Here is a 20,349-nt window from a genome sequence, read left to right as displayed (position 1 = left end):
GCCTGTGTTTCTCATTTAAGAACCACTCATCCCTCAGGTTGATACGCGTGATTATTTTTTGAGTTGTCGCTAAACCTACAAGTATGGAGGTGATTGGTAGTGGCAAAGAACCAGACAAAGGCAGGAACCGAGGTCGGACAAGGAAGAATAGAGGATCCGAAATCATTAAAGCCAGGACATTCCGGAACAGATCCAAATAAAGTAAAGCAGGAAATTCAAAAAGATGTAAGCGCAGGGATAGGGGCCATGACATCGCGTGAGGCAGGATCCATGAAAGACTAAAGAACCACTATTTTGTGGTTCTTTTTTTACATACTTATTTTCTTGCAAATCTCAACGACCCTAACGTACCTCCTCTAGTTTCCGCTAGAGCAACCGTACATTCAACATATTTCGATGCCAGGTTTTCAAGGTGTCTTTTTATAGCGCTCCCTCTTTTTATAAGGGGTTACCGACAAAATATTGGCGAGCTTGAATGAGCGAACCGTCTTTCGGGTGTAACAATAAGCAAGGACAGTCTCCTCTTTGATGGATACTACGCGGATGACCCGCTGTGAGATTTTCCCTTTGTCAGCCATGTAGATGAGTTCCAGTTGTTGCTTCTCCTCTAAACCCCTTCTCAATACGCCATTCATAGATGATCACTTCCTTAACAAAAATACGAACGTTTGTTCTAATTATGTATATGTTACCACACGCGCATTAGAAGTAAACTGGTAAATGAAGGTCTATAATCATGCGCAAAACTAAGGATGAACTTCTGGGGAGAAGCGAACGGAAGGTTAAGTATGATTAATAAGACCCTCTCCTAAAGTAGATGAAATGAAGTGGTTGATCGAATAAATTTAAAGTTTTTCGAGCTCAAAAATGACAACGAACAATACTTTTAAAAAAGTAGACAGGACAAGATAGTCCCTGGCAGAGGCCAGGGAATTTCTGATGTACAACGAGGTATTTTGTATCAGTTATTCATCCATTTCCCGGTTATCGTCATGATTGTTTTTCCTATCAAAAGGTTCCTCAAGGTCAATCTCCCGGTTACCAAAATCGATTTCCTGATCCTGATGATCGATGATCGGGTAATCAACATCAGGCCTCGTATCCTCGCCGTTATCTATCTCTAAACGGTTTCTCTGGTCGTCCTGGTCATAACGTGTCGGCTGGTAATTTACATCTTCTGGTTCATTTGGTTCGTTACCAGCGCAACCGTTCAAAATAGCTGCAATTAAAATGCCTAATAAAATCGGTCCTTTGATTTTCATGCATTCACCTCCTGTTTCAACCTCTAATATTTACTAAAAGTCACTATATGATGCTCCTTTCAAGAAAAATAACAGTCGTTTACTCTCTTTACAGTGAGGAAAATGTAACGTTCACAAAAAAAGCTTAAGGCTGTAAACAGCCTTAAGCTTTTCCTTCTCTTTAGATATAAACCTTTTCCTTCAGCTCTCTTCTCCGCTGATGCAGAATCGGTTCGGTATAACCGTTCGGCTGTTCTGTCCCTTCAAAAATCAGGTCTCTCGCCGCCTGATAAGCAATCGATTGATCATAATCAGGAGCCATCGATCTATACTCGGGATCATGAGCATTTTGTTCATCTACGACCTTGGCCATCTTTTTCAAGGTTTGTTCGACCTGTTCTTCGGTGACAATCCCGTGATGCAGCCAGTTGGACATATGCTGGCTGGAGATTCTTAGTGTCGCACGGTCTTCCATCAAGCCGATGTTGTTGATATCAGGGACTTTGGAACAACCGACGCCATGGTTCACCCAGCGTACCACGTATCCGAGAATTCCCTGGGCATTGTTTTCAAGTTCTTGCTGGATTTCCTGCTCACTCCAGTTGGTCGAAGAGGCGACAGGCACTTGGAGAATGTCGTCGATGTTGTCTGTGATATTCTCAAGAATCTTTTCCTGTATCGCTTTTACATTGATCTCATGGTAATGAAGCGCATGGAGGGAGGCTGCCGTTGGAGAAGGTACCCAGGCAGTGTTCGCCCCTGCTTTCAACTGACTTCCTTTTTGCTCCATCATGTTGCTCATCAACTCAGGCATGGCCCACATCCCTTTTCCGATTTGAGCTTTGCCGATCAGTCCAGTTTCAATTCCTACATTGACATTGGACTGTTCATACGCCTGCAACCAGGTGGATGTTTTCATTTCCTGTTTTCGAATCATCGCTCCCGCTTCCATGGAGGTATGGATTTCATCCCCTGTCCGGTCAAGGAAGCCTGTATTGATGAAGACGATCCGTTCTTTTACTTCATGAATGCAGTTCTTCAGATTAAGCGTCGTCCGGCGCTCTTCATCCATCACCCCGATTTTAATGGTATGGCGATCCAGGCCAAGGATGTCTTCAATCTTGTTGAAAAGGGTATTCGCAAAAGCCACTTCTTTTGAACCGTGCATTTTTGGTTTGACGATGTATATGGATCCTTCAACGGAGTTCTGGTATCTCCCATTTTGAAGCAGGTCATGTTTACCTAAGAGAGAGGTCACGACACCATCAACGATCCCTTCCGGCACTTCGTCTCCGTTTTTATCCAAAATCGCTGGGGTTGTCATCAAGTGGCCGACATTGCGGATGAACATCAGTGAACGACCTTTGAGCACCCTTTCGCCACCTTCAGGAGTGGTGTAACTGCGGTCAGGTTGAAGATGACGCGTCACTTCTTTGCCCCCTTTATTGAAGGAAGTGGTCAAGTCCCCTTTCATGAGACCAAGCAGATTTCGATAGACGAGCACCTTGTCCTCGGCATCGACGGCTGCGACGGAATCCTCACAGTCCATGATCGTCGTAGTCGCGGATTCAACGAGCACATCTTTCACTCCAGCCGGATCATCCTTACCTATTGGGTGATCAGGATCCAGTTGAATTTCTACATGCAGCCCATGATTTTCAAGCAGGATGGCAGAAGGATCTTCAGGGACACCTTGGTACCCTTTGAACTTCCCAGGATCGACCAATCTTCTCTCTGAGTTATCGCTGAGTGTTGCACTCAGCTCTCCTCCCGTCACCTTGTATGTAACCACATCTTTATGGGAGGTTTCTGCCAAAGGAGCGACCCGGTCCAGGAATTCCTTGGCATACGTGACGACTTTCTTTCCTCTTACCGGGTTGTAACGGCTCCCCTGCTCCGCTCCATTTTCTTCACTGATGACATCTGTCCCATACAACGCATCATAAAGACTTCCGAACCTTGCATTGGCTGCATTCAGTGCATAGCGCGCATTATCGACTGGAACAACTAATTGAGGACCCGCCTGTTGAGCGATTTCGTGATCGACACCTTCCGTGGTGACCTTGAAGTCCTCCACTTTCGGTTCAAGGTAGCCGATTTCCTCGAGAAACCTTTTGTACTCTTCGAATTCATAACCAGCGTTATTGTCCTTGTACCACGTATCCAGCTGGTTTTGAATAGCGGCGCGCTCTCCAAGCAGCGATTGGTTGACTGGCGTCAATTCATCCAGCAAAGTTTCAAAATCACTCCAAAATTGTTCGTCCGCCACCCCACTCTCTGGAAGAGCTTCAGAAACAATGAATTCATACAAGGCCTTGTCCACGTTCAAATTTCCGATTTGTACATATTGACTCATAAGTCCTTCCTCCTTCTAATCTTCCTTTATTGTACTCTCATAAAAAGCATTTCGATGATCTTACCACCGATATACACCCCTGCTACACCAAGCACACCAGCGAGAACAGGAGGGGCAGGTAAAGGAAGTTTAATCAATTTGAAAACGACACCGATGAAGATCCCTGCCATCAATGCGAGAATCGCTTCTTTTACCATAAGAGTTCCTCCTTCCCGTACTTACTGGGAGACTTTATCCTTCTTGGAGTTCACTTTCTTCAAGTTCGTTGAGTAAGGCGCCGAGATCACACCTTTTTCGGTAATGATGCCGCTGATCAACGCATTTGGCGTAATATCAAACGATGGATAGAGAGCATTCGTTCCTTCAGGGGCGATGGCGATACCTTTCAGGTGGGTGACTTCGCTGGCATCACGCATTTCCACCTCAATGTCGGATCCACTCGGTGTTTCGAAATCAATTGTATGGCTGGATGTGGCTGTATAAAACGGGATATTATGCTCTTTGGCGGCCAGTGCGTGCATATACGTGCCTACCTTATTGGCTAAATCCCCGTTTGCTGAAACACGGTCAGACCCGACGACAACCTTATCGATCCGCCCCGTACTCATACAGAATGCGGACATGTTATCGGTGATTAACGTATGTGGAATCCCGAATTTTTTCAATTCATAGGCCGTGATGCGGGCTCCTTGCAGATAAGGCCGTGTCTCGCAAGTGATGACATGGATGTTCTTGCCCTGCTCGTGGGCGGTACGGATGACAGATAAAGCCCGGCCACCATAGCCAGCTCCACCTAAGGCCCCGGAGTGACAATGCGTCATAACCGTATCCCCGTCCTCGATCAGCTCGGCTCCATGTCGGCCGAGTTCATATTCAAAGGCAAGCTGGCGTTCCAGAATCTCCACAGCTTTCGTTTCCATTGTGTGAATGAGCTCCTGCCCAGCCCCCTCGATGGCGGCTATCATTTCATCGACCGTCTTCATCAAGTTTACAGCCGTCGGGCGTGTGCTTTTAAGCAAAACGCCCGCTTCCTTAACAGCTTCTGGATCGCCATCAGAGACAAGGGCTGCTAAGTAAAGACCGTAAGCCCCGCAGATGCCAATCGCACCTGAACCGCGGATTTGCATGGAACGAATCGCTTCTCCTAAATCTTCGACTGTGGAACAAGTCATAATCTCTTCAGAAAAAGGCAGCTTTGTCTGGTCAATGACTTTCAACGTCCCCTCTTCAAACCAAATCGGAAGAGCGAGATTTTCTTCTTGATAACGCTGCACCAACTGTTGAATTTCAGTCATGATAATCCCCTCCCCGTTTAGTTTGTTACCGGTACACCTGCACGTAATTGAGTTAGGATGAACGCCTGTTTCGCTGTTGCTTCGGCAAGATCTACGACGTTGTAAGCCGCTTCAAGCGTCGGTCCGACCGAACAAACACCGTGATCCTTCATCAGCGTGATCTTGATATCCGGGTACTGCGTGAAGACGTCCGTCACATGTTGCGCAAGTTCCTTGGACCCTGATGGTGCGACGTCCGCCACCGGAACATGTCCGAGAAGTTTTCTCGCCGTCACGGTAGGAAGAGGAAGCTCTTCTCCTAAGCAGGCATAGCCAATCGCGTAGTTGGGATGGCAGTGGACGACCGCGTTAACGTCAGGGCGGACTTTATAGACACCAAGGTGAAAACCGATTTCTTTCGAAGGCTTTCCTTGGCCTTCAATGACCTCTCCGTCCATATTGACAACGAGGGCATCTTCCCTGCTCACTTCTCCAAGGCTGACCCCGCTTCTTTTGATCAGCACATAGTCGGTGCCTGGAATTCTTACACTGATGTTTCCACCTGTCGCCTGGGTGAACCCTTTTTGATAAACCTTATGGGATACATGCTGCAGTTCTTTTTTCAATAATTCGTAGCTCATCTTTCATTCCTCCCGTTTATAAAAGTGATGGTAAAACTCCTCCACATGAACCCTTAGCTTGTCTGCGAATGCAACAGCTTCTGCACTGTTTTCGCGAAGCGTTTCTGCTCGTTCCTGCACACGCTGGATCACTCGCTTCTCATCATATGATGTGATCTGCTTATTTTTCAGCACCCATTCTCCCTGAATCATGACGGAATCGATGGAAGAACCATTTTCATGGAAAACCAGCTGGGTGACGGCATCATGGGTATTCGTCCATGTTGTCGTGTTTTTGTTAAGGAAAACAAGATCGGCGTCAAAATCTTCTGCTATCTCACCTTTTCGATTTTCATTTCCTAAGACCAGGGCCCCTTGCCCAGTAGCCATATTGAAAACTTGGGAGGCATCCAGCCATCTCCCTGGATCCCTCTCGCCTATTCTTGGCACCATGGCTACGAGTTTCATCGTTTCAAAGAGACTGTGTGTCGTGCCACAATTGGAAGCATCAGTGCCTAATCCAACAGGGAACCCTTTTTGTAAAAAATCAAAGACCGGCGCTTGTCCACTGCCTAAAATCATATTGCTTGCCGGGTTATGAACGATCGATACGCCTCGTTCCTTGAGTAGATCCATTTCCCATTCATCCAGCCAGATCGCATGGGCGACGGTGAGGCGGTTATCCAGAATGCCGGCCTGATCCAAGTGTGTTAGGACCCCGTCTTCCCCATAATGGCGCCTTCCGTAATCTCTTTGGATTTTCGTTTCCAAGAGATGGGTATGGATAGGAAGGTCATAGGTTCTGCTGAGATGATCGCATAATTCCAAAGCTTCAGCGGTACATCTTTGCGGCGCATTCGGACCGACCGTCAGCTGGATGCGATCCTCTTTTCCGTGCCACTTTTCGATCAACTCGCTGTAAAAGTCATTCATTTGTGCGGAAGACCTTGGTGGGACTTCCATTTTTCTTCTTAGATCATCAGGTAAATCCAATTGAAGAAAGTGATGATCCGGCACATCGTGAATCATCGGAGCGAAGGATACATGCATTCCTGATTCGAGATAGGCTTCCAATGCGCTTTCTGATTTCGGAATGTGCGGAAAGTGGTCCAGACAGGAAGTCACCCCATTACGGATCATCTCTGCTGCTCCCAGCAAGACCGCCAAATAGATATCTTCATCTGTTAAGGAATGACCGTAAGCAACGGTATATAATGACCATAGCTCTAGGGGCAGGTCGGTTTCGGTACCTTTTAGCAAGTTGGAATACGAGTGATAATGGGCATTCGTCATGCCAGGAATGATCAACTGCCCGGTGGCATCGACCTCACGGGTTTCAGCGCTGCCGGGATAAGACCCAGAAGGGAAAATTTTTTCAATTTTCCCTTCTTTGATCAGAATGTCCCCCGTCTTCACTGAACCTTTCTTGTCGATCCATTCCGCCTGTCTGATGACTAGGCTCATTTTATGCCTGTGTCGCTTCTAATTTTTCGAGCTTTTCTTCACGGGCTTTCAAAGCTCTTGCATAAGCTTCATGCGCAATCGATGGTTTGTCATCGGTCGCCAGTTCAATCGTCTTCAGGAAAAGATCTCTAATTTTATCCTGGTTCTCAATGACGACATTTTTATGTGTATCAAGATCCGGTGGAACGTCCGTCGTTCCTGCCGCGAGGTCTGTCGACATCGTAACGACCGCATAGGCGATGCCAAGTTCTCTTGCCAGAATCGCTTCTGTCGCATTCGTCATGCCGACAACATCCATCCCCCACTGCTTGTAGATGTTGATCTCCAATGCCGTTTCGTAACGGGGGCCGTCCACGCAGATGTAGTTCGCTTTTGGTGTGATTTCCATGTCAAGCTGATTGGCTGCCTCTAAGAACGTGTCGTTCAAGTCCGGACAGTACGGCTGCGTGATTTCCACGGAATATTTATCATAAGTAGATATGCGCTTCGTCGTGACGTCCATAAATTGATCCAGGAGGGCAAGTGCTCCAACCGGGATGTCAGGATTCAAAGAGCCGACCGCACACATGGCAAGCACGTGGTCTGTACCGAGCTGTTTCAAGGCCATCATGTTTGCCCGGTAATTGATCTGGTGGGCAAGACTGTCGTGAGATTTCCCGTGCCTCGGAAGGAAATAGATGTCTTTTCCTGCATGCTCTCCTTCATAGACAACGACATCTCCATATTCTGTAGAAACCTGCACTTCCTTCATGCCGTCCACTAAATTGTAAAAGCCTGTGCCTCCGACAATTCCGATTTTCATAGAACATTTCCTCCTTCAACTTTGGATTGTTGGGTTAATAAGGATGGGTAAAAGTATGGCTTGCCTGATTCTTTTTTCAGCTGATCCCAGTGGCTCAGGATTTTGATCGCTTCTGTCGCCACAGCAATCGATTGTTCGACGCCTTCCCCTTTATACTCGAATTCATCTTTCACTCTGTTGGCAACCGCTGTAAAAATAGCTCCTGCTCTCAAATTGAACAAACTGCTCAAAGTCAGAACCGTTGCAGCTTCCATTTCGAAGTTCAGAACACCGGCCCGCTGCATATCATCCATGATCGTGTGCATCCAGCTTTGGTTATAATTGTTGTACCCTGGACGTCCCTGTCCACAGAAGAAGGATGCGGCTGTGTAGCCGATACCGACGTGATAGGTTACACCTAATCTCTCTGCGGCCTCGATTGTCGCCATCACGACTTCCTGGTTGGCAATCGCCGGGAACTTCTGATCGACATACTGATCGCTCGTCCCGTCATAGCGGACCGCACCGGCACAGATGATCAAGTCTCCTGGTTCGATATCCTCCTGCATCGCCCCGCAAGTCCCAACACGAAGGAAGGTTTCTGCCCCTACTTCAGCGAGTTCTTCCAAAGCACTGGCCGTTGACGGTCCACCTGCACCTGTCGAGCAGGCGGATATTCCTACCCCGCCGACTTTTCCCGTATATGTAACGTGTTCACGGTAAGTGGCGATGTGTTCTTTCTCATCCCAAAGCTCGGCCATCTGTCCCACACGTTCCGGGTCTCCTGGCAGCAAGACATATTTTTCTACATCACCGGGACGGCACCGAATGTGATATTGTGATTGATCTGCTGATTCTGGTCGATTTGCTTTTGCTTTCCATTTAAGATCCTGAGCCAATTTGAACAGCCTCCTCTTTTTTCTCTTTGTTTGGTTTGTTTTCTTTGATCCATGAAAGGATGGAATCGATTGTTAAATAGGTTTTATTTGCATCCAAATCTGTTAATTGATTGGCGAAGCTTGTGATTTGTGGTGGCTGAAGGCCAGCCTCTTCCATTACGCCTTTGTGGGAAAAGACGACATCCGCCTGATCATCGGCAATCTTTTTACTCTGGTTCATGACGACGGTCCGGCAGTTCAATTCCCCGATCAGGTGCATATCGTGAGTAATCAGAACGACGATGTGGCCATGCGCTTTGAACATCCTCACTAGATCGAGGACACGTTTACACCCTTTATGGTCCTGACCGGTCGTCGGTTCATCCAGGACGATTACTTTAGGGGAAACCGCCATGATCGATGCCATCGCTACTTCTTTCCGCTGACTGGAATTCAAATCAAAAGGATTATCATCAAGCCTCTCTTCCAGTTCAAACAGTTCAATGGCTTTGTTGACCCTTTCCTCCGTCTCACTTACCGACATTTTCAAATTGGTACAGCCATATTCCAACTCTTTTCTCACCGAAGGAAGAAACGTCTGGTGGTTCGGATTTTGAAAAACATACCCCACTAAGCTTGAGAGCTTCGATATTTTCTCCTTCTTCGTGTTCAACCCGCCTACGGTAATTTCACCTTTCGTAGGGGTCAACAGCCCGTTGAAGTGCTTCACGAGCGTCGTTTTCCCTGAGCCATTACTGCCAAGGATCGCGACGACTTCTCCTTCATAGATATCGAGATCGATATCTTTGATCGCGGTCACTCCGTTCGGATAAACATGAGAGACATTTTTAACAGACATGTATGGTTGCATCGTTTCTGCCTCCTCAAACGTTATTTGTTTGCGCTTTCATAAGATCGAACAGCTTTTTCAATGGTTGTCGCAAGCGCGGCATTCTTATGGAACGTCCGGTTATATTGTGATAAAAATTCGGTCACTTGCGGGGCGTGCAGGGTCAATTCATGCAGACGGTCGATCTCTGTAAAAACTTCTTCCGTCGTGCCGAACATTTTGACTTCCCCCTCATCCAAAACTAAGACCTTATCACAATACGCGGCGATTCTCTCTACCTCATGGTCGATGATGATGCCAGTCATTCCATAGGCTTTCAAGTTCTTCAACACATCATAGACTTCATTCTTTCCTTTCGGATCAAGCATCGAGGTCGGCTCGTCCATAATCATGATGGTCGGCCTCATTGCGAGTACGGCGGCGATGGCAAGTCGCTGCTGCTGTCCACCGGATAAGGCGAGCGGGCTGCGCTCTTCGAATCCTTCCAGACCGACTTGAGAGAGGGCATCTTTGATGCGTACAAGCATTTCATCCCGAGGGACTCCGAGATTCCCCATTCCAAAGGCAATTTCTTCTTCAATCGTCATCTGACTCAATTGGTTCTCAGGTTCCTGGAAGACAAAACCGACATGTTCTGACATCGCAGCCACATTACTTTCGTGGACATTCATGCCTTTGACTGTGATTTCCCCTTCGATCTCTCCCTGGATTACCTGAGGTACAAGGCCATTCACACACATGGCTAAGGTCGATTTACCGGCCCCTGTTGGACCGACGATGCCGAGGATCTCTCCATAGTCGATGGAAAAGTTGATGTTTTTCAGTACCGGTTCTTCTGTATCCGGATATTCAAATGTGAGATTTTTCACTTCAATCGCTTGTTCTCGCATCAATTCACACCTCCGAATTTCCCTTGAAATCGTTTGACCAGGAACTTAACGAACATAAATCCGCATACGACCCAGGTTCCAATAAGGGAATAGGTTAATAGAGCGTCGGTTGTCCACTGCAAGGATCCCATCATGAACAACTTCAAGTAGATTTCAAAGACCAGGGCTGCAAGCATTCCAATGAAGAAAGAATAATCAAGAGATCCGATATTCGTCTCGCGTAGGCTTGTTTTGTTTCCTTTTCTACTAAAGGCTCTGCATTCGAGAACATAAGAGAGTTGGTGCACTTTCATAAATGTAATGATGAACAATGGAGCGAACATGGGGACGAGATTCTTAACACGTTGAATAATGTTCCCTTTCACATCGAGACATCTCGCCTGCTGGGCTTCCATGACGATTTTCGCTTCACGGGCGATGATTGGGATGATTTGAAAGGTTGATAGTAAGATAAACGCAAAAGAATGAGGGACTTTCCATTTTACAAGGGCTGACGCCATGTCAGATGGGTGGGTCGTCATGACGAAGAGGACAGCACCTGTACCGATAACAAGAATTCTGAAAGACATGACAGACGCATAAACCATCGACTCATACTTGAAAGTCAAACCGCCGAAAATTTCAAATACTGGTGTGACACCAATCGGATTATAGATTCCATGGACGGTCATGATCAGGACTGCAAAAAGCAGTAAGAATTGAATGGAAATCAAATACGGTTTTACAAGTTTTGCTAAAACGACGAGCGGGAAAAGAGCAACCAGCAATAAAAGCTGGAGCGCCGGGTCATTCATGATAAATGAACTGGCAACGACAAATGCTACAAAAATCATCTTCGTCCTTGGGTCCAAGCTGTGAATCAAGCTATCTTTGGGCAAGTACAAACTATTCACGCTTTTTCCTCCTTCGTGTAGTTAGGATGGGTATTTCTGTACGAGGTCGTTCTCATCAACGACGGTTGTGGATCCCCTTTCAACCAGCGTCGGCTGAAAAGTAATCGTCTCCTTGAAATTCTTGCCTTCCTTGATGATCTGCACAATCAATTCCACAGTCTTCTCTCCCATATCAGCCGTCGGAGTACGGATTGTCGTCAATTCTGGAGCGACGATTTCCGCAAATTGTGAATCGTCAAAACCGATGACCGAAAGTTCTTCCGGAATTGATATGTCCAGTTCCCTTGCTGCCTTGTAAATTCCGACTGCAATCGCATCGTTTCCGGCGAAGATGGCTGTGGGCCTGTCAGGAAGAGCGAGCAATTCCTTCCCTTGTTGATACCCACTATGGATTTTGAATTCATCCAACCGCACATAATGATCAGTGGCTTGATAACCGTGATCTTCCAGTGCTTTGGAATAACCTTTATACCTTTCGACTGTGGCATAAGAATCTTCCTGGCCACCGATATAGCCGATTCTCTCATGCCCATATTCCAAAAGGTGCTGGGTCGCTTGATAGCCACCTTCAAAGTTATCGACGAGGACTTCATCCAGCTTCACGTTTTCCACTTGGCTTCCTAACAAAATCATAGGAAGATCAGGGCGATTCTTCATGACTTCTCTGATGTTCCGATCATTCATTTCAGGGGTAGAAAAAATGATGCCGTCAATCCCTTTTCTTAAAAGGAAACTCAGGTATTCTGCTTCTTTATCCAAATCATTGTCCGTATTACATAAGATCACGTTAAAGCCATGTTGATGAGCCTGATCCTCGATGGCCCGGGTCAATTCTCCATAGAAGATGTTTTTAATATCCGGAATGATCAACCCGAGGGTCGAGGTTTTTTTCTTAATCATGGCCGTTGCGACCATGCTCTTTTGAAACTTGAGTTCTTCTACCGCTTTGTACACTTTTTCTCTCGTGCTTACGCTGCAGTACCCACTATTATTCAATACTCTCGAAACGGTGGAGATGGATACATTCGCCGCTTTCGCTACATCTTTGATCGTAGTCATTGTCACCACTTCCTATCATTATGGAAACGTTTTTATGAGAAGAGATAAAAAATCAGCTTTCATCCCTTATATAGTCGCATGCAAACGCTTTCTATTTGTGTCTATTATACGGGAAAGGAAGCGGTTATTTCAATAATTTTCAGAAAATAAAGATATTTATTTTTTACATTTTTCGGCGTGTGCCCTTGCGAAGATGTGGAAACGTTTTTATAAAAGGCTGTAAAAGACTTAGGAGACCGTTGTTTTCTGCCTCGTTTTACTTACCGAATTCTTAAGTGCCCCGATCCCATCGATGCGGCATTCGATTTCATCGTTCTCTTTCAAAAATTCCGCTCCGACCGGACTTCCTGTAAGAATTACGTCCCCAGGTTGTAGTGTCATCACGTGACTCAAATACGAAATCATCCGTTCAACCGTGACGATCATTAAATTTGTCGAACTGCTCTGCTTTCTTTCCCCGTTATGGTCAGCTTCTACAACGGCCTTCGTATGGTCAAACTCTGTTTCTATGACAGGTCCAAGAGGCGTGAAGGTATCGAATGATTTACCCAGCGTCCAATGACCGTTTTCATGGAAATATTGAGGTGCCGTCACATCATTCCCAATGGCATAACCGAAAATATGGTCCTGCACTTCCTCTTCTTTCAGTCCACTCGCTTCCTTCCCGATCACAACCGCCAGCTCTGACTCGAACTTTACTTCATCAATGGTTTCAGGGACTTGAATAGTGTCCCAGGGACCAATGACAGAGCTGTTCGGTTTAAAGAAGAATACCGGCATATCAGGTCCTTTTTCCGGCAGATCCTCAACCTCCGCTACATAATTCGCTCCGATTCCGATCACTTGATTCGGCTCTAAGGGTGCCAGCCACTCGATTTCCTCAGTTGCATAGGTATCCCCTGTATATCCCCAGGTTTTATAGATATCCCCTGAAATTTCTTTCACTTCTCCATCTTCCAGTATCCCTTTTTTCTTCTCACCTTGAATCGTAAAACGCATAAATTTCATCGTCTAACCTCCACTTTATCCGTCATTTTAGTCTTTCTGGCAACACCGGTCTGGATCGCAGCATCCGCTACCGCCCGTGATACCCTATCAACGACACGTTCGTCTAATGGGTCGGGGATGACATAATCTTTACTCAATCGCTCGTCATCCACTAGTGAAGCAATGGCTTCCACAGCTGCAACCTTCATCTCCTCATTGATTTCTTTTGCGGAAACATCCAAGGCACCTTTGAAAATGCCAGGAAAGGCCAGCACATTGTTGATTTGATTCGGGAAATCCGATCTCCCGGTTCCCATCACCGCAGCCCCCGCCTTTTCGGCTTCCTCAGGCATAATTTCCGGGATGGGGTTTGCCATTGCGAAAATGACAGGATCACGATTCATCGAAGCGACCATTTCCTTGGTGAGAGCTCCTGCTACAGAAACGCCAATAAAGACATCCGCCTCTTGCAAAACCTCTGACAACTCTCCACTCACCCTTGTTTCATTAGTCATGGCAGCGACCTCTTCTTTCAGAGGATTCATCCGGTAATGACGCCCTTCGTAGATCGCACCTCTCGAATCACAGAGGATGATCTCCCCGACGCCCATATTGACGAGGAGCTTGACCACGGCTATACCTGCTGCTCCAGCTCCATTGATGACGACTTTCACATGCTCCAATTTCTTTTGAACGACTTTCAGAGCATTGATCAAACCGGCTGCAGTAACAATGGCCGTGCCATGCTGGTCATCATGAAAAACAGGGATATCAAGGGCCTCTTTCAGCTTTTCTTCAATATAGAAGCAATTTGGGGCGGAAATATCCTCGAGGTTGATTCCTCCAAAGGTCGTTTCTAACGCCTTCACGGCATCGATGAATGCATCCGGATCTTTACGGTCGATACAAATCGGAAAAGCATCGACATCAGCAAACAGCTTGAATAGTGCCGCTTTCCCTTCCATCACAGGGTAGGAAGCACCGGCCCCTATGTCCCCAAGCCCCAAAACCGCGGTCCCATTGGTGACGACACCAACTAGATTTCCTCTCATCGTATAATCATAGATGGCTTCTTCATTCTCATGAATTTCCTTGCAAGGTTCTGCGACTCCAGGGGAATAAACCAAACTCAAATCTTCCTTGCTTTCCACTGGCACTTTCACTTCCACACTAAGTTTCCCGCGGTATTTTTGATGGAGCTCCAAAGCATCTCTGCGCAAATTCATCGGCACCCTCCTCATATAGTTGGAAAAGGACCCAATAGGCTACAACAGGTATTCGATCCTTTTCCGCACATTCAACCAAGTCATAACTTTTGATTTCTGTTCTCTTTTTCTATATCCTTACAAGTAAGTAATTGGAGCATCATACAACACGATTTCCCAAATTTTGTTGTATTGATGTTCTTTTTTATGCCGTTTTCTTTTTGCTTGTACTATTCTTCGGAGCAATTCCGATTTTTTCTCTTATGTCTTTAGCATTTGGTAGGAAACGGACTGGGAAGATTTTAAGAATCATCCAAACGATGTAGAACGTCAACAATTTGTCAGCGACTGTTCCAGGGATGTTTGCAACAAATGCAGCATTGAATATTTCCTGCCCGGAAGCGATCAACCCTGCGGTCAACACATCCACTGTATGTCCTGAAAATCCACCAAAAGCATACACCGATATGACAGTGGCGACTGCTGAAGCTAAGATTCCCGTCACGGCACCTGCTGTCATGACTTTCCAAGCTTTCTTAAACCATCCTTTTTTATAGAAGAAGTAAGCCAAGAAAGCGACAAATATTCCGACAAGAGCAAATGGTAAGTACGTCCAACGAACAATAAGAGCTAAAATTACGTTGGTCATCAAAGCGGTCGCCGCACCCCATAGCGGGCCTAAGACGATGGCATTAAGTACGGTACCGATATTATTCAGAAACAATGGCAGCTTGAGCATCTCTACAATCGAGTTCGCCACCCAGTTCAGTGCAATACCGGCTGGAATCATCGCAACAATGAAACTGGAATTCTTTTTCATCATGATTCGTTATGTCCCTCCTCTGTTTTGAAAGCGAATAGTCAAACCTCCTTTTTAAGATTCACCCCCTCTCACGATTTTTCCAAAAGACTTAAACATAAAAACGTTTCCACAAATTGACTTCATTACCCTAATAAAAGTGTATGGAAACGCTTTCTTAGACTGAATTATACATAGAGTTGTTTATAATTTCAACAATATTTTGAAAATAAAAATAATTTCAAGATATTACCTGTAGTTATTCGACAAAATCTTACAAAATACCCTGATTTCTTAACTGATATTCGATCTATTCTATAAAAATATGGAAGTGAAAACTCTAAATGAGAGTTTTGATCTTCCTTTATTTATTATGTGGAAACCTTTTCCTAATGAGATTCAAGCGTGCATTTAAATTAAGCAAAAAATCCACACGGAAAAGATCCGTGTGAATTTTAATTGGAATTATTTTAGCTCAAGCGAAAAGCTCGAACTTTTAACATCACGGCTGTTCGGCCCTACGAAAACTTCAAACTCCCCGGCATCACTCTTATGTTCCATATTTGCATGATAATACCTGAGCTGCTCTTCTGTAAGAGTAAAATGGACGTCCTTCTGCTCCCCAGGATGAAGATAAATCTTTTCGAAATCCTTCAGCTCTTTCAGCGGACGGACAACCTCCCCAACTAGATCTCTTACATATAATTGAACGATTTCCTCACCGGCATAGTCGCCTGTGTTGGTCACTTGAATTGAGACAGTCAGTGATTCATCTTGTCGGATCTGCTTCGAGGAGATCGTAAGTTCGTCATAATCGAATCGGCTGTAGCTCATTCCGAAGCCGAATGGAAATAATGGTTCGTTCGGGATATCAAGATATTGAGAGACATAGCGCTCCTGCGCATCTGGCGCGCCTTTAGGACGGCCTGTATTGTAACGGTTGTAGTAGATCGGCACTTGTCCGACGGAATAAGGCATCGACATCGTCAATTTAGCGGAAGGGTTCACTTCGCCGAACAGGATATCTGCGAGCGCGTTCCCACCTTCGGTTCCTGGATACCAGGCTTCAATGACGGCGTCGGCGTTCTCGATGACTTCCCGTAGATCAAGGGGACGGCCATTGAATAGGACGGCTGTGACAGGTTTTCCTAATGACTTGATTTTTTTCAAAAGCTCTAACTGGACCTCAGGAATGCGGATGTCTGCCCGGCATCCAGCTTCCCCGCTCATATCAGAATGCTCCCCAAGCGCTACAACGATGGAATCCGCCTGTTCTGCTTTTTGCAATGCGGCTTGCATTTGTTCGTCTGTTCCCGTTTCAATGCCGCATCCGACTGATGTTAGGAGCTGATTTTCATTTAAGTATCGGGAGAGGCCGGAAGCAACGGTAATGGTATCATCGGCTGAGCCTCCCCATGACCACGGCCCGAGGATATCGGTATTGTCGGCAAACGGACCGATCAGTGCGACTTTCTGATCCTGTTGCAGTGGCAGGGTCCCTTCGTTTTTCAGGAGCACCATTGATTTTGTGGCTAGTTCACGGGAAGCTTTTCTGTTTTCAGTGGAGAGGATATGGGTGTCTTCCTCTTGTTCACTCGCTCCCCGGTAAGGATTATCAAACAATCCAAGTTTCTGTTTCAATTGCAGGATGCGCAGCACAGCTTCATCGAGGAGGCTTTCTTCCAATGTCCCCTCCTCGATCAGTTCTTCAACATGATTGACGTAACAGGACGTCATCATTTCGACATCGACGCCTGCTTTCATCGCTTTTTCTGCTGCCTGCTTTTCATTTTCTGCGACGCCGTGAGGGATTAATTCCTTCACCGCTCCCCAATCAGAGATGAGCACGCCATCAAAGTTCCATTCATCACGGAGAAGACCCCTCATTAACGGTTCATTTCCTGTTGATGGCATGCCATTTAAGATGTTGAAGGCTGTCATCACCATTTGAGCACCTTCATCTAACGCAGCCTTGTAGGCGGGAAGGTAGTTTTCACGGAGCTGCCATTCGGACATATCGACGGTATTGTAATCACGACCACCCTCCGGCGCCCCATAGGCAGCGAAGTGTTTGACGCATGAAGCTACTTTATGAGGATCCTTTTCCAAATCTCCTTGAAAACCACGAACGAACGATCGGGCAAATTGGCTGTTCAGGAAGGTATCTTCCCCTGTGCTTTCCATGACACGCCCCCACCTTGGTTCCCGCGATAAATCCACCATCGGAGCGAATGTGACGTGGACGCCGGCGACAGCCGCTTCTCTAGCAGCAATGGAAGCACTCTTTTCAGCCAGTTCCATATCCCAGGAACAGCCGATCGCTAAGGGTACAGGAAAGATGGTCTTGAACCCATGAACGATGTCGGACATGAATAACAATGGAATCCCTAACCGGCTCTCTTCCATATGAACCTTTTGAATGTTGATCGTCTCTTTCGCTCCTGAAGCTCCGAGAACCGAACCTGTACGTTTGATATCTTCTTCATCTATATTCATGTGAACCATCGGACCTGTAATTTCGCCTCGATCGGAAGCTCCTTTAAAAAATGGTGTGGCCAATTGTACGAGCTGCCCTACTTTTTCTTCTACGGTCATTTGATCCAATAAGTTTTTCAGTTGATGTTCTGCCATGAATGTTCCCCCTCAATTCTTTAGTAAGTGAAACGTTTCGAATAAATATAACTGCAGTATAATGCCGCTATCTCTATCCGTCAACCGCTTAAAATAGGGATTTATTAAAATTTATTAGAAAAATCAAAGAAGTAGTTGAAAGCGGATACAAAGTAAATTATAATACAGTTATCGAAACGTTTCAATAAACTTTAATTTTTCAAAAAGGGGTGCTTTACGTGAAGGGAAAACTATGGTTTTTGATCGCAGTTGTTATGACATCATTGATGTTGGCAGGATGCTCAGACAGTTCATCCTCTGAAGGGGATGAAAACACGGTAACGGTGTGGGCGATGGGAGAAGAAGGTAAAAAACTGAAAGAGTTCAGTAAAGATTTCGAGGAAAAGAACGAAGGTTTGACGGTCGATGTGCAAGCTATTCCATGGGATACAGCCCATGACAAATTGTTGACAGCGGTTGCCTCAGGAAATGGACCCGATGTCGTTCAGCTGGGTACCACCTGGGTACCGGAATTTGCAGAAGCAGGAGCTTTACTGGACTTATCTGAATACATGGAAGACTACCCGAATTTTGCAAAAGAAAATTACTTCGATGGTTCTGTAACGACGATGGAACATAACGACCAGGTCGTAGGAATTCCTTGGTATGCCGATACACGTGTCATTTACTACCGGAAAGATATCTTGAAAGAAGCGGGTTATGAAGAAGCACCGAAAACGTGGGACGAGCTGAAGGATGCGGCTCAAACGTTAGCGGAGCGCGGCGAAGATTCCTATGGTCTTGACATCGATCGAAATGATCAGATCACTCCTTTCATTTTTGCGTGGCAGAATGGTTATGAAGCGAACCTTGAAGAAGGAAATTTGAACTTTGATTCTCCGGAATTCAAAGAAGCGATCCAATACTATACGAGTTATTTCGAAGAAGGAATCAGTCAGAAGCAGGAAGGCAAAGACATCGTAGAAGCGTTCAAGGATGGATCTAAACCGATGTTCTTCAGTGGCCCTTGGATGATCAATATCATCAATGATCAGGCTCCGGACCTTGAAGGAAAATGGTCGACAGCCGTCATGCCGACCAAAGAAACGAATACGTCCAGCATGGGTGGTGCCAATCTATCCATCTTTGAAAGCTCTGATAACGTGGAAGGCGCATTGAAGTTCATTTCCTATATGACAGATGTGGATACACAGTTGAGCTGGTTGGAAGAGTCCAACACCCTCCCTTCCCGTACGGAAGCGTGGGAAGATCCAGTGATGCAGGAAAATCCGATGTATGCAACATTCGGGGAACAGCTGGAGAATACGAAGCCTGGTTTGCAGACCGAACAGTTTGAAAGAATTGCCCAGGAACTACTGGCTCATATCGAGCGCATTACCGTAGGTGGCGCTGACGTAGAAAAAGAGCTTGAGGAGTTCAACCAGGAAGCTCAAAGCTTGATCGAAGAATAAAACATCACATGGCAGGATGGAATGGAACCCCCATTCCATCTTCTTTTATCCATGTCACGACAAGGTAGGTGGGTTTTCATGAAATTAAAAAATAGACATCCTTATATGTTCATTTCTCCAGCTGTTCTACTGTTATCCCTTTTCAGTTTGATCCCGATTCTTATTGCTTTTTTCATCAGTTTCACGGATATGAACTTGAAAGGTCTGGCCGATTGGTCTTCGATTTCTTTCATCGGTCTTGAAAATTACCAATCCCTATTCGCTGATGATAAATTCATCAAATCCATTTTCAATACGATCTTTTATGTCGTCATCGGTGTTCCATTAGTCATTATTTGTTCATTGTCCATCGCTTTGCTGCTGAACTACGGGACAAGCAAACTGTTCACGATGTTCCGGGCCGTGTACTACATGCCTTCGATCACGAACATCATTGCAGTCGCTGTGATCTGGGGTTATTTATACAATACAGAATACGGCTTGTTCAACTACTTACTCTCTCTACTTACGGTTGAAAATATTCCATGGCTGCAGGAACCAACCATCGCTAAGATCTCCCTGATCATCTTAGCGGTCTGGAAAGGGATCGGGATCAATATGATCATCTTCCTCGCCGCTTTGCAGGGAATTCCGAAATCCTATTATGAAGCAGCCGAAATGGATGGAGCGAACCGCTTGCAGGTGCTCTTTCATGTAACGTTACCGCTCCTGCGCTACGCCACGTTCTTCGTGACCGTTACCACTTTGATCGGCTGGATGCAGTTTTTCGAAGAGCCGTTCGTCATGACTGATGGTGGACCGTTGGATGGCACGATTTCCATTGCCCTCTTCATTTACAAGGAAGGTTTCCAATTCAGTGAATTCGGCTATGCGGCCGCTGCGTCCTTTGTGCTTTTCGCCATGATCATTATCGTAACGATGATCCAATTCAAATTCAGAAAATCAGATACGGAATATTAATCGAAGGGAG

At 45.9% G+C, this 20,349-nt stretch carries 20 protein-coding genes; 3 read left to right on the top strand and 17 right to left on the bottom strand.

Annotated features, from left to right (window positions below):
- Positions 1–99: 99 nt before the first annotated feature.
- Positions 100–282 carry a hypothetical protein gene (locus GLW00_RS20515; RefSeq protein ID WP_237417523.1) on the top strand — a complete coding sequence of 61 codons (183 nt, stop codon included), beginning with the start codon at positions 100–102 and terminating at the stop codon, positions 280–282.
- Between the two features lie 125 nt (positions 283–407).
- Here the strand turns inward: GLW00_RS20515 and GLW00_RS12620 are convergent, their stop codons facing one another.
- The 17 genes from GLW00_RS12620 to bglX form a co-directional block, all read right to left on the bottom strand.
- Positions 408–635, bottom strand: a complete 228-nt coding sequence (locus tag GLW00_RS12620; RefSeq protein ID WP_160914583.1) for a WYL domain-containing protein — start codon at positions 633–635, stop codon at positions 408–410.
- A 330-nt stretch (positions 636–965) separates the two neighbouring features.
- Positions 966–1,262 carry a hypothetical protein gene (locus GLW00_RS12615; RefSeq protein WP_160914581.1) on the bottom strand — a complete coding sequence of 99 codons (297 nt, stop codon included), beginning with the start codon at positions 1,260–1,262 and terminating at the stop codon, positions 966–968.
- A gap of 160 nt (positions 1,263–1,422) precedes the next feature.
- On the bottom strand, positions 1,423–3,597 hold the full coding sequence (locus GLW00_RS12610; RefSeq protein WP_160914579.1) for a malate synthase G: 2,175 nt from the start codon (positions 3,595–3,597) through the stop codon (positions 1,423–1,425).
- 26 nt (positions 3,598–3,623) lie between these two features.
- On the bottom strand, positions 3,624–3,794 hold the full coding sequence (locus GLW00_RS12605; RefSeq protein ID WP_160911653.1) for a DUF1427 family protein: 171 nt from the start codon (positions 3,792–3,794) through the stop codon (positions 3,624–3,626).
- 21 nt (positions 3,795–3,815) lie between these two features.
- Positions 3,816–4,892 (bottom strand): S-methyl-5-thioribose-1-phosphate isomerase, encoded by a 1,077-nt coding sequence (gene mtnA / locus GLW00_RS12600; RefSeq protein WP_160914577.1) that lies wholly within the window; start codon positions 4,890–4,892, stop codon positions 3,816–3,818.
- A gap of 17 nt (positions 4,893–4,909) precedes the next feature.
- Entirely contained in the window at positions 4,910–5,512 is a 603-nt protein-coding gene (locus GLW00_RS12595) for a class II aldolase/adducin family protein (protein WP_160911649.1), read from the bottom strand.
- 3 nt (positions 5,513–5,515) lie between these two features.
- Positions 5,516–6,955, bottom strand: coding sequence for an amidohydrolase family protein (locus GLW00_RS12590; RefSeq protein ID WP_160914575.1), 1,440 nt, complete (start codon positions 6,953–6,955; stop codon positions 5,516–5,518).
- Position 6,956: 1 nt separating this feature from the next.
- The gene (locus GLW00_RS12585) at positions 6,957–7,757 is read right to left on the bottom strand and encodes an MTAP family purine nucleoside phosphorylase (protein ID WP_160914573.1); all 801 of its coding nucleotides are present in this window, start codon (positions 7,755–7,757) and stop codon (positions 6,957–6,959) included.
- Positions 7,754–8,635 (bottom strand): nucleoside phosphorylase, encoded by an 882-nt coding sequence (locus GLW00_RS12580; protein ID WP_160914571.1) that lies wholly within the window; start codon positions 8,633–8,635, stop codon positions 7,754–7,756. The genes GLW00_RS12585 and GLW00_RS12580 overlap by 4 nt, the downstream gene beginning before the upstream one ends.
- Positions 8,619–9,485, bottom strand: coding sequence for an energy-coupling factor ABC transporter ATP-binding protein (locus GLW00_RS12575; protein WP_160914569.1), 867 nt, complete (start codon positions 9,483–9,485; stop codon positions 8,619–8,621). The genes GLW00_RS12580 and GLW00_RS12575 overlap by 17 nt, the downstream gene beginning before the upstream one ends.
- Before the next feature lie 20 nt (positions 9,486–9,505).
- Positions 9,506–10,354, bottom strand: a complete 849-nt coding sequence (locus tag GLW00_RS12570; RefSeq protein ID WP_237417516.1) for an energy-coupling factor ABC transporter ATP-binding protein — start codon at positions 10,352–10,354, stop codon at positions 9,506–9,508.
- Entirely contained in the window at positions 10,354–11,247 is an 894-nt protein-coding gene (locus tag GLW00_RS12565; RefSeq protein ID WP_160914565.1) for an energy-coupling factor transporter transmembrane component T family protein, read from the bottom strand. Before GLW00_RS12565 ends, GLW00_RS12570 begins: the two co-directional genes overlap by 1 nt.
- Positions 11,248–11,268: 21 nt before the next feature.
- On the bottom strand, positions 11,269–12,306 hold the full coding sequence (locus GLW00_RS12560; protein WP_160914563.1) for a LacI family DNA-binding transcriptional regulator: 1,038 nt from the start codon (positions 12,304–12,306) through the stop codon (positions 11,269–11,271).
- 228 nt (positions 12,307–12,534) lie between these two features.
- A complete protein-coding gene (locus GLW00_RS12555) occupies positions 12,535–13,314 on the bottom strand; it encodes a fumarylacetoacetate hydrolase family protein (RefSeq protein ID WP_160914561.1) in 780 nt (259 codons plus the stop codon).
- Entirely contained in the window at positions 13,311–14,519 is a 1,209-nt protein-coding gene (locus GLW00_RS12550) for an NAD(P)-dependent malic enzyme (protein WP_160914559.1), read from the bottom strand. Before GLW00_RS12550 ends, GLW00_RS12555 begins: the two co-directional genes overlap by 4 nt.
- A gap of 184 nt (positions 14,520–14,703) precedes the next feature.
- Complete coding sequence (locus GLW00_RS12545; RefSeq protein WP_160911626.1) at positions 14,704–15,321, bottom strand: ECF transporter S component; 618 nt, start codon at positions 15,319–15,321, stop codon at positions 14,704–14,706.
- A gap of 441 nt (positions 15,322–15,762) precedes the next feature.
- Positions 15,763–17,928 (bottom strand): beta-glucosidase BglX, encoded by a 2,166-nt coding sequence (bglX, locus tag GLW00_RS12540; RefSeq protein ID WP_160914557.1) that lies wholly within the window; start codon positions 17,926–17,928, stop codon positions 15,763–15,765.
- Positions 17,929–18,146: 218 nt separating this feature from the next.
- On the opposite strand from bglX, the gene GLW00_RS12535 reads away from it, so the two are divergent.
- The gene (locus GLW00_RS12535; RefSeq protein WP_335808476.1) at positions 18,147–19,379 is read left to right on the top strand and encodes a sugar ABC transporter substrate-binding protein; all 1,233 of its coding nucleotides are present in this window, start codon (positions 18,147–18,149) and stop codon (positions 19,377–19,379) included.
- Positions 19,380–19,457: 78 nt separating this feature from the next.
- Entirely contained in the window at positions 19,458–20,339 is an 882-nt protein-coding gene (locus GLW00_RS12530) for a carbohydrate ABC transporter permease (RefSeq protein WP_237417507.1), read from the top strand.
- Positions 20,340–20,349: the final 10 nt, after the last annotated feature.

It is taken from the genome of Halobacillus litoralis, assembly GCF_009856445.1.
Lineage (GTDB): Bacteria > Bacillota > Bacilli > Bacillales > Halobacillaceae > Halobacillus > Halobacillus litoralis.
This window is presented reverse-complemented; position numbering and strand designations above follow the sequence as displayed.